The organism is Bradyrhizobium erythrophlei, from assembly GCF_900142985.1.
Lineage (GTDB): Bacteria > Pseudomonadota > Alphaproteobacteria > Rhizobiales > Xanthobacteraceae > Bradyrhizobium > Bradyrhizobium erythrophlei_B.
The window spans coordinates 6215833-6231403 of record NZ_LT670849.1 but is presented as its reverse complement, the minus strand read 5'-3'; the positions used below and the strand labels follow the sequence as shown (position 1 = coordinate 6231403).

Here is a 15571-nt window from a genome sequence, read left to right as displayed (position 1 = left end):
TGTGCCGCCTTATAGTCCGGTGGTGACGTCGATGCGGTGGCCCTCTTCAAGGGTCACGACCGCCCGCTTCACATCCGACTGCGAACCGAAACTGCCGCGAAAGGTCTTGGTCTTGCCCTTGCGGACCAGCGTGTTGACGCTCTTGACCTTGACGTCGAACAGCTTTTCGACGGCTTCCTTGATCTGGGGCTTGGTAGCCTTGCTCGCGACCTTGAACACCACCTTGTTGTGCTCGGAGGCCATCGTCGCCTTTTCGGTGACGACGGGAGCGACGATGACGTCGTAGAAGCGCGGATCGATAGTCTTCATTTGAAGCGCGCCTCCAACGCATCGAGCGCCGCCTTGGTCAGCACCAGCTTCTCGCGGCGGAGAATGTCGTAGACGTTGATGCCCTGGATCGGCAGCACGTCGATATTGGGAATGTTGCGCGCGGCGGTCGAGAAGCCGGCATGGAGCTCGGCGCCGTCGATGATCAGCGCGCTGGTCAAGCCGAGGCTGGAGAAGTGTCCAACCAGCGCCTTGGTCTTGGCGGCTTCGAGCGCGGCCTTGTCAATGACGATCAGGCTGCCGTCCTTGGCCTTGGCCGAGAGCGCGTGGCGAAGCGCGAGCGCACGGACCTTCTTGGGCAGATCGGTGGCGTGCGAGCGCACCACGGGACCGAACGCACGGCCACCGCCGCGGAACTGCGGCACGCGGGCCGAGCCGTGACGGGCGCCGCCGGTGCCCTTCTGCTTGTACATCTTCTTGCCGGTGCGCCAGATTTCGGCGCGGCCCTTGGCCTTGTGCGTACCGGCCTGGCGCTTGTTGAGCTGCCACTGCACGCAGCGCTGGATGATGTCCTTGCGCGGCTCGAGACCGAAGATCCCGTCGGAAAGCTGCACCGAACCGGCCGCTTTGCCTTCAAGCGTTGTTACTTTCAGTTCCATCACGCGCCCTCCGCCTGGGCAGTTTCTTGGGCCGGCGCTTCGGCAGCCTGCTCGCCGCCTGCGACCTTGAACTTGCCGGGCTTCGGAGCTTCCTTCGGAAGCGGCTTCTTGACGGCGTCGCGCACCGAGATCCATCCGCCCTTGGAGCCAGGAACGGCGCCCTCGACCAGGATCAGGCCGCGCTCGACATCGGTCTGGACGACGCGAAGGTTGAGCGTGGTGATGCGATCGACGCCCATGTGGCCGGGCATTTTCTTGTTCTTCCAGGTCTTGCCGGGGTCCTGACGGCCACCGGTCGAACCGATCGAACGGTGCGAGACCGACACGCCGTGGGTGGCGCGCAGACCGCCGAAATTCCAGCGCTTCATGCCGCCGGCAAAGCCCTTACCGACCGAGGTGCCGGTAACGTCGACGAACTGGCCGACTACGAAATGATCGGCCTGGATCTCGGCGCCAACCGGGATCAGCGCATCTTCCGACACGCGGAATTCGGCGAGCTTGCGCTTGGGTTCGACCTTGGCGACCGCGAACTGGCCGCGTTCTGCCTTCGGCATGTAGACGGTCTTGCGTTCGCCCGAACCGAGCTGAAGCGCGACATAACCGTTCTTCTCGGTCGTGCGGTGACCGAGCACCTGGCAATTACCGAGCTTGAGCACGGTCACAGGGATATGCTCGCCGGCCTCTGTAAAGACCCGCGTCATCCCGACCTTTTGTGCGATCACTCCGGAGCGCATCGGCGTGCTTCCTGTTCTTTCTGTCCGCCAAACGTTGCGGACGGGCTTAAAGGGTTAGAGCTTGATTTCGACGTCGACGCCGGCCGCCAGATCGAGCTTCATCAGCGCGTCCACGGTCTGCGGTGTCGGATCGACGATGTCGAGAAGGCGCTTGTGCGTGCGCATCTCGAATTGCTCGCGGCTCTTCTTGTCGACATGCGGCGAACGGTTGACGGTGAACTTCTCCAGTCGCGTCGGCAGCGGAATGGGTCCGCGAACCTGGGCGCCGGTCCGTTTTGCCGTATTCACGATCTCACGCGTCGACGTATCGAGGATTCGATGGTCGAACGCCTTGAGGCGGATGCGGATATTCTGGCCGTTCATTGCCGTTATCTTTCTTAGTGAGTGGCGAGTAGCGAACAGCGAATGGATCAACCCACTCGCTACTCGCCATTCCCTATTCGCTTCTTACTCGATGATGCTTGCGACGACGCCGGCGCCGACGGTGCGGCCACCTTCACGGATCGCGAAGCGAAGCTTTTCTTCCATCGCGATCGGCACGATCAGGTGCACTTCCATCGCGATGTTGTCACCCGGCATCACCATTTCGGTGCCTTCGGGCAGGTGCACGACACCGGTCACGTCGGTGGTGCGGAAGTAGAACTGCGGCCGGTAGTTGGTGAAGAACGGGGTGTGACGTCCGCCCTCTTCCTTGGTGAGGATGTAGGCCTCGGCCTTGAACTTGGTGTGCGGCTTGACCGAACCCGGCTTGCACAGCACCTGGCCGCGCTCGACTTCCTCGCGCTTGGTGCCGCGGAGCAGCGCACCGATGTTGTCGCCCGCCTGGCCCTGATCGAGCAGCTTGCGGAACATTTCAACGCCGGTGACGATGGTCTTCTGCGTCGCGCGCAGACCGACGATCTCGATTTCCTCGCCGACCTTGATCACGCCGCGCTCGACACGGCCGGTGACCACGGTGCCACGGCCGGAGATCGAGAACACGTCTTCCACCGGCATCAGGAACGGCTGGTCGATCGGACGCTCCGGCTGCGGAATGTACTCGTCGACATTCTTCATCAGTTCGAGGATCGCGTCGTGGCCGAGCTTCTTGTCCTTGTCTTCGAGGGCGGCGAGAGCCGAACCCTTGATGATCGGGATCTTGTCGCCCGGGAAGTCGTACTTCGAGAGCAATTCGCGAACTTCGAGCTCGACGAGTTCGAGCAGTTCCGGATCGTCGACCATGTCGCACTTGTTGAGGAACACGACCATCGCCGGCACACCGACCTGCTTGGCGAGCAGGATGTGCTCACGGGTCTGCGGCATCGGGCCGTCAGCGGCCGACACGACCAGGATCGCGCCGTCCATCTGCGCCGCGCCGGTGATCATGTTCTTCACATAGTCGGCGTGGCCGGGGCAGTCGACGTGGGCGTAGTGACGGTTCTGCGTTTCGTATTCGACGTGAGCGGTCGAGATCGTGATGCCGCGCGCCTTCTCTTCCGGCGCCTTGTCGATCTGATCGTACGCTGTGAACGTTGCACCGCCGGTTTCGGCCAGGATCTTGGTGATCGCTGCCGTCAGCGACGTCTTGCCATGGTCGACGTGACCGATGGTTCCGATGTTGCAGTGCGGTTTATTACGTTCAAATTTTGCTTTGGCCATTTGACTCTCCGTTCAATCGTTAGCTGCCGCCAACGACAATCAGGCAAACTTCTTTTGGACTTCCGCCGACACGTTTGCCGGCGCTTCCGCGTAGTGGTCGAACTGCATCGTAAAGGTGGCACGTCCCTGGCTCATCGAGCGCAGGTTATTGACGTAGCCGAACATGTTCATGAGCGGCACCATCGCGTTGATGACGTTGGCATTGCCGCGCATGTCTTGACCCTGGATCTGGCCGCGCCGGGAATTCAGGTCGCCGATGACCGAGCCGGTGTAGTCTTCCGGCGTCACCACTTCGACCTTCATGATCGGCTCGAGCAGCACCGACTTGCCGCGCTGCAGCGCTTCGCGGAAGCAGGCGCGGGTCGCGATTTCGAACGCGAGCGCCGACGAGTCGACGTCGTGATACTTGCCGTCGATCAGCTGAACCTTGATATCCACGATCGGGAAGCCCGCGACCACACCGGACGAAAGCACGCTCTCCAGGCCCTTTTCGACGCCGGGGATATATTCCTTCGGCACCGCGCCGCCAACGACCTTGGACTCGAATTCGTAGCCCTTGCCAGGCTCGTTCGGCTCCACGATGATCGTGACCGCGGCAAACTGGCCGGTACCGCCGGTCTGCTTCTTGTGGGTGTAGCTGTGCTCGACCCGCTGGGTGACACGCTCGCGGAACGCCACCTGCGGCGCGCCGATGTTGGCGTCGACCTTGTAGGTGCGCTTGAGGATGTCGACCTTGATGTCGAGATGAAGTTCGCCCATGCCCTTGAGGATGGTCTGGCCGGACTCCTGATCGGTCGACACGCGGAACGACGGATCTTCCGCCGCAAGTTTCGCCAGTGCGATGCCGAGCTTTTCCTGGTCGGCCTTCGACTTCGGCTCGATCGCGATCTCGATGACCGGCTCCGGAAATTCCATCTTTTCCAGGATCACAGGCCTGGACGGATCGCACAGCGTGTCACCGGTGCGCGCTTCCTTGAGGCCCGCCAGCGCGACGATATCGCCGGCATAGGCTTCCTTGATGTCTTCGCGGTTGTTGGCATGCATCAGCAACATGCGGCCGATACGTTCCTTGCGGTCACGCGTCGAATTGATGACGCCGGTACCCGAGATGAGCGTGCCGGAATAGATGCGGCAGAAGGTGATGGTGCCGACGAAGGGGTCGTCCATGATCTTGAACGCGAGCAGCGCGAGCGGCTCCTTGTCGTCCGCCTTGCGAATGATTTCGTTGCCATCCTCGTCGGTGCCCTTGATCGCGGGCACGTCGATCGGCGACGGCAGATAGTCGACGACCGCGTCGAGCAGCGGCTGCACGCCCTTGTTCTTGAAGGCCGAGCCGCACAGCACGGGATAGAAGGCGCCGGTCAACACCGCTTTACGAATCAGCCGCTTCAGCGTCGCCTCATCCGGCTCCTTGCCGTCGAGGAATGCTGCGAGAGCGTCGTCGTCGAGCTCGACGGCGGCTTCTACCATCTTCTCGCGGTATTCCTTGGCCTGATCGACGAGATCTTCCGGGATGTCGACATAGTCGAACTTCGCGCCGAGCGATTCGTCGTTCCAGATGATGCCCTTCATCTTCACGAGGTCGACGAGACCCTTGAAGTTGTTCTCGGCGCCAATCGGCAACTGGATCGCGATCGGCTTGGCGCCGAGGCGGTCGACGATGTCGGAAAGGCACTTGAAGAAGTCGGCGCCGGTCTTGTCCATCTTGTTGGCGAAGACGATGCGCGGAACCTTGTACTTGTCGCCCTGACGCCAGACGGTCTCGGTCTGGGGTTCGACGCCCTGGTTGGAATCGAGCACGCAAACCGCGCCGTCGAGCACGCGCAGCGAACGCTCGACTTCAATGGTGAAGTCCACGTGGCCGGGGGTGTCGATGATGTTCAGGCGCTTGCCGTTCCAGAACGCGGTGGTCGCAGCCGACGTGATGGTGATGCCACGCTCCTGCTCCTGCTCCATCCAGTCCATCGTCGCGGCACCTTCGTGCACTTCGCCGATCTTGTGGCTCTTGCCGGTGTAATAGAGGATGCGTTCGGTGGTCGTGGTTTTGCCGGCGTCGATATGCGCCATGATACCGAAGTTGCGGTAGTCCTCGATGGCATGTTGGCGGGGCATGGGTTGTTCCTTTGGGGTCCTGACGTTTCGCCGTTACCAGCGGTAGTGCGAGAAGGCGCGGTTGGCTTCCGCCATCCGGTGCACGTCTTCACGCTTCTTGACGGCGTTCCCCCGATTGTTCGATGCATCGAGCAGCTCGGCCGACAGCCGCTCCGTCATCGTCTTTTCATTGCGCTCACGCGCGGCCGAGATCAGCCAGCGAATTCCCAACGCCTGGCGGCGGACCGAACGAACTTCGACCGGCACCTGATAGGTGGCGCCGCCGACGCGCCGCGAGCGGACCTCGATGGTCGGCATCACGTTTTCCAGCGCCTGCTCGAACACCGTGAGCGGGCTCTGCTTGGTCTTGGCCTCGATCATGCCGAGCGCACCGTAGACGATGCCTTCGGCGACCGATTTCTTCCCGGCGTACATCACCGAGTTCATGAATTTCGTAATGATGATGTTTCCGAACTTGGGATCCGGAAGCACTTCACGTTTTTCAGCGGAATGGCGGCGCGACATCTAATCTGTTCCCGATTACTTCGGACGCTTTGCGCCGTACTTCGAACGGCGCTGCTTACGGTTCTTGACGCCCTGCGTATCGAGGACGCCGCGGAGAATGTGGTAGCGCACGCCGGGCAAGTCCTTGACGCGGCCGCCGCGGATCATGACCACGGAGTGTTCCTGAAGGTTATGGCCTTCGCCCGGGATGTAGCCGATGACCTCGAAGCCGTTGGTCAGGCGCACCTTGGCGACCTTGCGCAGCGCCGAGTTCGGCTTCTTCGGCGTCGTGGTGTAGACGCGCGTGCAGACGCCCCGCTTCTGCGGCGACTGCTGCAACGCGGGCACCTTTTTGCGCGACTTCTGGACGACGCGCGGACTTGCGATCAGTTGGTTGATCGTCGGCATGTAGCCTTCACCCTTCAGTTCGCACGAAACCGAGAACGGTTTCGAGAAATTCGTTCGGGACTTGCAGAAGTCCCACCCTGCACCTTGCGCAGAAAACATCCGCGCAAAGCGAAATCGCGCCAACCGCTCATCCCTGAGCAGAAAGCGCTTCGACACCACAGAGGACCGCAAGCTACGCTTCGATTCGGAAGTCAGCCGAACAAGCTTCGCCTGAGGTCATGTACCCGATCAATTCCGCAGGGATGTGCCCGCGAAAATTGAGGTCGATACGGCATTGCCTAGCTATATTCGACAGCGTTTGAGCGACATTCGTCGAGGTTGGTGCCCGTCCCGAACCCTTTAAAACAAGAGGGCCGAGGGGGTGGTCCGTTCCGACGCAAGCGAAGCTCACCGCCTGTCGTTGAGTGCGCGGGTTCTATCGGTGCGAGACGGCCAAGTCAAGGCGAAACGTCAGGTGAGATGTGCTGAAGAAGCGCTTCTGCCATAGACGGAAATCGCGCGCCGGCCCCCTCGTCGCTGACACTGCTGGAAGCACCTCGCCAGCCGCGGAGGGCGCCGCCGAGTGATTTTTACCCGGATATTAAATGGCAAATCAGCATCTAAAGATTGTGCTGTAGCTCAACCACAATCCTAGCAGCCTGGGCGGGTCAGTCGTCGTCCTCCTCGTCGTCGTCATCCGCGGCCTGATGCTGCTTGAGGCTCTGGTCGTCCCAGAGTTGACGGTACATCCCGCCTTTCGCCGACAGCTCGTTGTGGGTGCCTCGCTCGATCGCCTTGCCGCCGGAAATCACGATGATTTCGTCCATATCGACCACCGAGGTCAGCCGATGGGTCGAAAACAGCATGGTCCGCCCCCGGGCGAGCTTCATCAGGGTCTTGTTGATGGCCGCTTCCGTGGTCTGGTCGAGCGCCGACGTCGCCTCGTCCAGAAGCAGGATCGAGGGGTCGCGCACGATCGCCCGCGCGATCGCAACGCGCTGGCGCTGGCCGCCCGATAGCGTATCGCCACGCTCGCCAACCTGTGTGTCGTATTTCTGCGGCAGGCTCATGATGTAACGGTGGATCTCGGCCTTGCGCGCCGCCTCCTCCACTTCCTTGTCGGTGGCCCCTTCCTTGCCGAGCCGGATGTTCTCGCGGATCGACATGTTGAAGAGCATGTTCTCCTGGAACACCACCGCCATACTCTGGCGCAAGGACTCGCGCGTCACTTTGCGGATATCGACGCCATCGATCGTGACCCGTCCCTCGTCCGGCACGTATAGCCGCAGGATCAGGTTGAGCAGCGTGCTCTTGCCCGAGCCGCTCGGCCCGACAATAGCGATGGTCTTGCCGACATCGAGCTTGAGGCTAAGCCCATCGAGAACTGGTGTCTCGCTGCCGTCATACTGAAAGGTCACGCGCTCGAACGAGATGTCGTGGCTGATGCGCGGCAAGTCGGGCGCGCCGGGACGATCGGCGCCGCGGGTCGGCTCGTCCAGCAATTCCTGGATATGCCGCACGGCGGCGGCCGACGAGATCGACACTGGAATGAAGTGCATGACGTGGGCAATGTTGTAGGACACCTCCCAGAATGCACTCTCGAAGGTGACGAACGTTCCCACGGTGATCTGGCCCTTGGTGGCGAGATAGGCGCCAATCGCGAGCACCACGAGGTGCAGCAGCAGGACCGAGACCGTCACGGTGCGCTCGACCATGGTCGACAGAAACGCGGCAGACGCAATTTTCCGCCGCGCCTCGTCGTTGCGTAGCGTGAACCAGCCGAGCGTCTTGCGCTGGAGCATGAAGGCCTTGACCACCGCTTGTGTCGCGATGTTTTCCTGCACCATGCCGAGCAGCGAGGCTTCGTTGAGTTTCTGCTCGTAATTGGCCTGCACCGCTTTCGGCGTGATGATACGCGGGCCGATCAGCGTGATCGGAAACACCAGAAGCGAGATCGCAGCCAACTGCCAGTTCAGGAACAGCATCAGGATGATGCCCGCGATCAATTCCAGGAACGGCAGTGCGGCGTAGCTGGAAAAACCTTTGACCGATCCCTCAAAGGCGGCCATGTCGACCGAAAACCGCGACAGGATCTCGCCGCGCTTGGTACGCTGGAAAAACGCCACCGGCAGATTCTGAAGGTGGTCGAACAGCCGCGTCCGCACGTCGGAGAGCACCGCGGCTCCAAGCCGGGCGTCCCATCGCTCGTACCAGATCGCGACGATCGAGGTGATGATGCCGGCCACCGCCAGCACCGAAAGAATCCGGATCAGCGCTTCGAAGTCTTCCTCGCCGAGCGCGTCGTCGATCAGGAATTTCAGGCTCAGCGGCATGATCACGTTGAACAGCGTCTCGACCAGAACGCCGAGACCGACAAACGCAATCAGCTTCTTGTAATTGCCAAGGTAGGGTTTGACGAAAGCGTAGATCGTCGCCAGCGCGCCGGCCGCTTCACGGGCGGTATAGACGGCGAGTTCCTCGTCGTCATCGTCATCGAGCTCAAGCTCGCTTTCCTCGTCGTCCTCTTCCTCATCGTCCGGCGGCAGCTTTGCGTCGAGGCTGGCGGCCAGTTTCTTCTCGGCCGCCAAGGGATCGGCAGCATCCGCGGACGCTGCGACAGGATCACCCGGAGAGGAAGGCCTGGAAACCATGAAACCAACCGAAGCTGCACGGCCAGGCATGACCGCAAAGGAAGAGGAGAACGTGACCCCTCCATCCTATGCGATCAGATTGCGTTCAGCAAAAATTTTGGTGCAAGTAACCTTACCGTCGGCGTCCACTTTCCGCTTGCGGTGCAAACACTGCGGCTCCGCTGCAATTAGTCGTCCTCTTCGATCTTGTCGAAGAACGAATAACGCAAGGATTCGGAATCGGCGTACCACTCGCCGGGCCCCTTGTTGGCGGCAAGCGTCGCCGCCCACAGCGCATCGGTGCAGTCGCGGCGATGCATCGAAAGATCGAAACCGTTGCTGAAGAACAACTCCGACCACTCCCACCACGTGCCGAGCTTCTTCACACCCCGCAACAGATCATAACGATCGATCAGGGCAGCCGGCATGTCCGAGGTCACCGAGCCGAAAATCACACCGGTTTTGGCAACGCGGTTGAGTTCGCGGATGGCTTTCACCACGCGGTTTTCGGCAACGTGACAAAGGCTGGTCTCGAACACGAAATCGAACTCACCGGGCTTGAACGGCAGATCGGTGATCGATCCGAGCTGGTTGAACTTTTTCAGCTCCTTCGGCGTCTTGGTGTGAATGGCGCGGTTGTTCTCGACGCCCCAGGCGTCGATGCCGCGCGCCCGCAGCGCGCCGACGAGCTCGCCGCTGGCCGATCCTGCAATCAGGAGCTTGTAACCCTTGGCCCTGTTCCAGACGATCTTGATCAGGTCGCTCAGATAGGCCGGATCGGTAAAGCGGCTCCAGACCTCGCGATACGGCCCAAGCCCGCGATAGTTCTCGAAGTAGCCGCGATCGATCTTGTCGGACGGCGGATGGCCGTTTGTACCGCGCTCGCGGCGCAACCGCATCATTTCGGTCAGGATGATGTCGGTCGCAGCGTCCGAGGAATCGAGCAGGCCGTTCAGCGTCGAATCGAACAGGTAATCGCCGACCACCACCAGGCCGGGATGCTGCTTGGGGTCCGGCCGATGGTTGGTCATGACGTCGCGCGCCGGAAGACCGCCCGGAAGCGCGTTGACCGACGACAGCCAGCGATGCGTCTTGCCCTCGACGAAATGCGCACGCGCGTCGCCAAGCGAAGCCGGCAGCGACTTCAGCGCGGCATCGATCAGCGCCTGATCGTCCAGGTTGGCGAAAGCAAGCGCATCTGAACCGGCGATCAGCCAGTTGAGGACGCCGTGACGGCCGACATTGTGGCGCGCGCCTTCGTTGTAGACGCAGCAGCCGCCAAAGGCCTCCGACATGAACCATGCACCCGGGATCTTGTCGCCCCAGAACGGCTCGTCGAACAGGATCGAGACGCGCAGGTAATGCGCCGGGCGGTCAAAATATGAGACGTGCTTGACCATCGATTGGCGCAACGCCTCGCCATCCCAGCCCATGGTGGCGAGCCAGGAATGCGGCAGGCACATCAGCACGAGATCGAAATCCCGGCTCTCCGGTCCTTTGCCGTTCATCATCTTGAGGCGGTAGCGGCCGCCGTCGGTCTTGCCGACCTTGAGGACGCGATGATTGAGTTGGATGTCGGCATCGACTTCTGACTGCAGGCATTCGATCAACTGGTCGTTGCCGTTCTGGATCGAATAGAGGCCGATATAGCCATCGATATCCATCACGTAGTTCTTCAGCGCGTTGAGGCCGTTGGTGTTGTGGTTCTCGGTCGCGATGTCCGAGCGCGCCATCGTCTTGAAGAAGCGCCTGGCAGTGGGATCGTCGACCTCGCGGTCGAGCAGCTCTTCGGCGGTGATGTAGGCCCAGGGATGCTCGTTGTCGTGGGCGCCGATGCCTTCGTAATACTCGTTCGGCGACACCATCTTGGCGCAACGCTTGCGGAACGCCTCGATCGCGTCCGCGGTCTTGGCCCCGTATTTGCGGCGCATGCCTGCGACGTCGTGAAGCAGCTCACCGTCGAGTTGCACCTGCTCGGCATCCATCGGGATCGTTTGCAGGCCGAAATGCTGGATCAGTTCGCGCAGCGGATCGGGGCCCGTCATCGAGTAGTCGTAGATTTCGGCTACGCCTGCTTCATAGATCGCAGGCGCGGAATCGAACCGGCCGGTGAGGACCTTGCCTCCCAGTCGATCGGACGCCTCGAAGATCGTGACGCGGCAAAGGTCCCCCAGCTTCTTCTTCAGGTACCACGCGCTCATCAGGCCGCCAGGCCCACCGCCTACAATTGCTAGATCCAACATATGTTTCCGGTAGTTTCCGGCCCCCGCCGTCGTCGGCTGCCCTCCCCAGGCGCCGAACTAAGTTACTTGAGATCAAGCGCTTTTTTCCCTGAAGGAAAGATGAACGAACCCTCTTAAGTGAAGCAGAATAGCCAGAAAATAGCAAAAAGACCGGCTTTCGCCGGTCTTTCCGTAGTCTTGCGGGGTACTGAGCGGCCTATTCGGCCGGCGGCAATGCCAGGGGCTCGACTTCCGGCGCCGCCGGCACAATCGCAGCCTGCTTTTCGCGCTCGTCGAGGATCAGCTTGTCTCGCTTCATCGCGACTTCGCGGATCTTGGCCATCGAGGCGCCCGTGCCGGCCGGGATCAGGCGGCCGACAATGACGTTCTCCTTGAGGCCTTCCAGCGGGTCCACCTTGCCGTTGACGGCGGCTTCGGTGAGCACGCGGGTGGTCTCCTGGAACGAGGCGGCCGAGAAGAACGAGCGGGTCTGCAAGCTCGCCTTGGTGATGCCGAGCAGAACCGGCGTTCCCGTGGCGGGCTTCTTGCCCTCTTCCTTCGCCTTGGCGTTGAGCTGGTCGAACTCGATCTTGTCGATCTGCTCGCCCGAGATCATGTCGGTGTCACCCTGATCGGTGATTTCCACCTTCTGCAACATCTGACGAACAATCACTTCGATGTGCTTGTCGTTGATGAGCACGCCCTGCAGCCGGTAGACCTCCTGGATTTCGTTGACCAGATAGGCCGCGAGTTCCTCGATGCCCTTGATCGCCAGGATGTCGTGCGGAGCCGGATTGCCCTCGACGATGAAATCGCCCTTTTCGACGATGTCGCCGTCCTGCAAGTGGATGTGCTTGCCCTTCGGGATCAGGTACTCGCGCGGCTCCTCGGTCTTGTCCAACGGCTCGATCGAGAGACGGCGCTTGTTCTTGTAGTCCCGACCGAAGCGGATCGTGCCGGCGATCTCGGCGATGATCGCCGCGTCCTTCGGCTTGCGCGCTTCGAACAGTTCGGCCACGCGCGGCAGACCGCCCGTGATGTCGCGGGTCTTGGCGCTTTCGGTCGAGATACGGGCGAGGATGTCGCCCGGCTTGACCTTGGAGCCGGTGTCCACCGACAGAATGGCGTCGACGGACAGCATGTAGCGGGCGTCGCCGCCACGCGCGAGCTTGAGGACCTTGCCGTCCTTGCCCTTGATGACGATCGCAGGCCGCAGGTCGGCCCCGCCTCGCGTCGTGCGCCAGTCGATGACGACGCGCTTGGCGATACCGGTCGACTCGTCGAGCGTCTCCGAGATCGACTGGCCTTCGACCAGATCCTCGAACCCGATCGTGCCTTCGACTTCGGTCAGCACCGGGCGGGTATAAGGATCCCACTCGGCAATGCGCTGGCCGCGCTTGACCGTGTCGCCCTCGTCGACGTGCATGCGCGCGCCGTACTGGATACGGTGGGTGGCACGCTCGGTGCCGTCGGCGTCCGAGATCGCAACGACCATGTTGCGGACCATCGCGACCGGGTAGCCTTCGCTGTTCCGGGCGATCGCCTTGTTCTTGATCGTCACCTTGCCGTCGAAGTTCGATTCAACGAACGACTGTTCGTTGATCTGTGCCGCACCGCCGATGTGGAAGGTACGCATCGTGAGCTGGGTGCCCGGCTCGCCGATCGACTGCGCCGCAATGACGCCGACCGCTTCGCCATGGTTGACCGGCGTGCCGCGGGCCAGATCGCGGCCGTAGCACTTGGCGCAAATACCGTTGACGAGTTCGCAGGTCAGGGCCGAGCGGATCTTCACCTCCTGGATGCCAGCCTGATGGATGGCTTCCACGTGGCTTTCTTCCATCAGCGTGCCACGCTTCACGACTACCTTGCTTGACGTCGGGTCGCGCAGGTCCTCGCCCGCGGTGCGGCCGAGGATGCGGGAGCCGAGCGAGGCCACCACGGTGCCGGCATCGACGATGGCGCGCATCTTGATGCCGAGCTTGGTGCCGCAGTCATCGGAATTGATGATGCAGTCCTGCGCGACGTCGACCAGACGGCGGGTCAGGTAACCGGAGTTGGCGGTCTTCAACGCGGTGTCCGCGAGGCCCTTGCGGGCGCCGTGGGTCGAGTTGAAGTATTCGAGCACCGACAGGCCTTCCTTGAAGTTGGAAATGATCGGCGTCTCGATGATCTCGCCCGAGGGCTTCGCCATCAGGCCGCGCATACCGGCGAGCTGACGCATCTGCGCGGGCGAACCACGCGCACCGGAGTGGGCCATCATGTAGATCGAGTTGATGTCGGCTTCCACGCCCTTGGCGTTCTTCTTGGTCGCGGAAATTTCCTTCATCATCTCCTTGGCGATTTCCTCGGTCGCCTTCGACCAGGCGTCGACGACCTTGTTGTACTTCTCGCCATGGGTGATCAGACCGTCGTTGTACTGCTGCTCGAAATCCTTCGCCAGCGTACGCGTGGTCTCCACGATCTTCCACTTGCCGTGCGGCACCACCATGTCGTCCTTGCCGAAGGAAATGCCGGCCTTGAACGCATTGTAGAAGCCGAGCGCCATGATGCGGTCGCAGAAGATCACCGTCTCCTTCTGGCCGCAGTGGCGGTAGACCTGATCGATCACGCCGGAGATTTCGCGCTTGGTCATCAGCTTGTTGATGATGTCGTACGAAATCTTCGTCGACTTCGGCAGCACGTTGCCGAGCATGACGCGGCCGGCGGTGGTCTCGATCCAGCGCTTGACCTGCTTGCCTTCCTCGTCGAGGCCCTCCCAGCGATACTTGATCTTGGTATGCAGGTGGATGACCTTCGAGTGCAGCGCATGCTCGATCTCGGCCATTTCGCCGTAGAGCTTGCCCTCGCCGGGCAGCCCTTCGCGCATGATCGAGAGATAATAGAGGCCGAGCACGATGTCCTGCGACGGCACGATGATCGGCTGACCATTCGCGGGATGCAGGATGTTGTTGGTCGACATCATCAGCACGCGCGCTTCGAGCTGCGCTTCCAGCGACAGCGGAACGTGCACGGCCATCTGGTCGCCGTCGAAGTCGGCGTTGAACGCCGCGCAGACCAGCGGATGCAGCTGGATCGCCTTGCCTTCGATCAGGACCGGTTCGAACGCCTGAATGCCGAGACGATGCAGCGTCGGCGCGCGGTTGAGCAGCACCGGATGCTCGCGGATGACCTCGTCGAGGATATCCCAGACCTCCGGACGCTCCTTCTCGACCAGCTTCTTGGCCTGCTTCACCGTGGTCGACAGGCCCTTGGCGTCGAGCCGCGAATAGATGAACGGCTTGAACAGTTCGAGCGCCATCTTCTTCGGCAGGCCGCACTGGTGCAGGCGCAGCTCGGGACCGACCACGATCACCGAACGGCCGGAATAGTCGACGCGCTTGCCGAGCAGGTTCTGGCGGAAACGGCCCTGCTTGCCCTTGAGCATGTCGGCGAGCGACTTCAACGGACGCTTGTTGGCGCCGGTGATGACGCGGCCGCGGCGGCCGTTGTCGAACAGGGCGTCGACCGCTTCCTGCAACATGCGCTTTTCGTTGCGGATGATGATGTCAGGCGCGCGCAGCTCCATCAGCCGCTTCAAGCGGTTGTTGCGGTTGATGACGCGGCGATAGAGGTCGTTGAGGTCCGAGGTCGCAAAGCGGCCGCCGTCGAGCGGCACCAGCGGCCGCAGGTCCGGCGGAATCACCGGCACCACGGTCAGGATCATCCACTCCGGCTTGTTGCCGGAATAGCGGAAGGCCTCGACGATCTTCAGCCGCTTGGCGAGCTTCTTGTGCTTGATGTCGGAGTCGGTCTCCTGCATCTCGGCGCGCAAGGTGGTCTCGAGCTTCTCGAGGTCGAGCCCCTTCAGCAGCTCGCGGATCGCCTCCGCGCCGATCATGGCGGTGAAGGAATCCTGGCCGAACTCGTCCTGCGCCTTCAGGTATTCGTCTTCCGACAACAGCTGGCGGTCCTTGAGCGAGGTCAGGCCCGGCTCAAGCACGACGTAGTATTCGAAGTACAGAATCCGCTCGAGATCCTTCAGCGTCATGTCGAGCAGAAGGCCGATGCGGGACGGCAGCGACTTCAAAAACCAGATGTGGGCAACGGGCGCCGCGAGCTCGATATGGCCCATGCGCTCGCGCCGGACGCGCGACAGCGTGACCTCGACCGAGCACTTTTCGCAGATGATGCCCTTGTACTTCATCCGCTTGTACTTGCCGCACAGACACTCGTAGTCCTTGATCGGCCCGAAGATGCGGGCGCAGAACAGGCCGTCGCGCTCCGGCTTGAAGGTACGGTAGTTGATGGTCTCCGGCTTCTTGATTTCGCCATAGGACCACGACAGAATCTTTTCCGGCGACGCGATCGAGATCCGGATCTGGTCAAAGACCTGAGCCGGCGTCGTCGGGTTGAACAGATTCATAATTTCCTGGTTCATCGTCTTCTCCTCGCGTGCCGAT

The 15571-nt window shown here is 61.7% G+C and carries 11 protein-coding genes; all 11 read right to left on the bottom strand.

The genetic code is table 11. The features are described from left to right. Positions 1–9: 9 nt before the first annotated feature. The 11 genes from BUA38_RS29740 to rpoC all read right to left on the bottom strand — a co-directional run bounded on the left by BUA38_RS29740 (position 10) and on the right by rpoC (position 15549). Complete coding sequence (locus BUA38_RS29740; protein WP_072823601.1) at positions 10–309, bottom strand: 50S ribosomal protein L23; 300 nt, start codon at positions 307–309, stop codon at positions 10–12. Then, positions 306–926 carry a 50S ribosomal protein L4 gene (gene rplD / locus BUA38_RS29735; RefSeq protein ID WP_072823599.1) on the bottom strand — a complete coding sequence of 207 codons (621 nt, stop codon included), beginning with the start codon at positions 924–926 and terminating at the stop codon, positions 306–308. The genes BUA38_RS29740 and rplD overlap by 4 nt, the downstream gene beginning before the upstream one ends. Beyond that, positions 926–1660 (bottom strand): 50S ribosomal protein L3, encoded by a 735-nt coding sequence (gene rplC / locus BUA38_RS29730; RefSeq protein WP_072823597.1) that lies wholly within the window; start codon positions 1658–1660, stop codon positions 926–928. Before rplC ends, rplD begins: the two co-directional genes overlap by 1 nt. A 54-nt stretch (positions 1661–1714) precedes the next feature. Further along, entirely contained in the window at positions 1715–2023 is a 309-nt protein-coding gene (gene rpsJ / locus BUA38_RS29725; RefSeq protein WP_072823595.1) for a 30S ribosomal protein S10, read from the bottom strand. Between the two features lie 84 nt (positions 2024–2107). Further along, entirely contained in the window at positions 2108–3298 is a 1191-nt protein-coding gene (tuf, locus tag BUA38_RS29720; RefSeq protein ID WP_072823593.1) for an elongation factor Tu, read from the bottom strand. Between the two features lie 39 nt (positions 3299–3337). After that, positions 3338–5410 carry an elongation factor G gene (gene fusA, locus BUA38_RS29715; protein ID WP_072823591.1) on the bottom strand — a complete coding sequence of 691 codons (2073 nt, stop codon included), beginning with the start codon at positions 5408–5410 and terminating at the stop codon, positions 3338–3340. A 33-nt stretch (positions 5411–5443) separates the two neighbouring features. Further along, positions 5444–5914 (bottom strand): 30S ribosomal protein S7, encoded by a 471-nt coding sequence (rpsG, locus tag BUA38_RS29710; RefSeq protein WP_072823589.1) that lies wholly within the window; start codon positions 5912–5914, stop codon positions 5444–5446. A 15-nt stretch (positions 5915–5929) separates the two neighbouring features. Next, on the bottom strand, positions 5930–6301 hold the full coding sequence (gene rpsL, locus BUA38_RS29705; protein ID WP_011473880.1) for a 30S ribosomal protein S12: 372 nt from the start codon (positions 6299–6301) through the stop codon (positions 5930–5932). Positions 6302–6948: 647 nt separating this feature from the next. Continuing rightward, complete coding sequence (locus BUA38_RS29700) at positions 6949–8931, bottom strand: ABC transporter ATP-binding protein (protein ID WP_072826537.1); 1983 nt, start codon at positions 8929–8931, stop codon at positions 6949–6951. A 167-nt stretch (positions 8932–9098) separates the two neighbouring features. Continuing rightward, positions 9099–11153 (bottom strand): FAD-dependent oxidoreductase, encoded by a 2055-nt coding sequence (locus tag BUA38_RS29695; protein WP_072823587.1) that lies wholly within the window; start codon positions 11151–11153, stop codon positions 9099–9101. Between the two features lie 196 nt (positions 11154–11349). Then, the gene (gene rpoC, locus BUA38_RS29690; RefSeq protein ID WP_072823585.1) at positions 11350–15549 is read right to left on the bottom strand and encodes a DNA-directed RNA polymerase subunit beta'; all 4200 of its coding nucleotides are present in this window, start codon (positions 15547–15549) and stop codon (positions 11350–11352) included. Positions 15550–15571 lie beyond the last annotated feature (22 nt).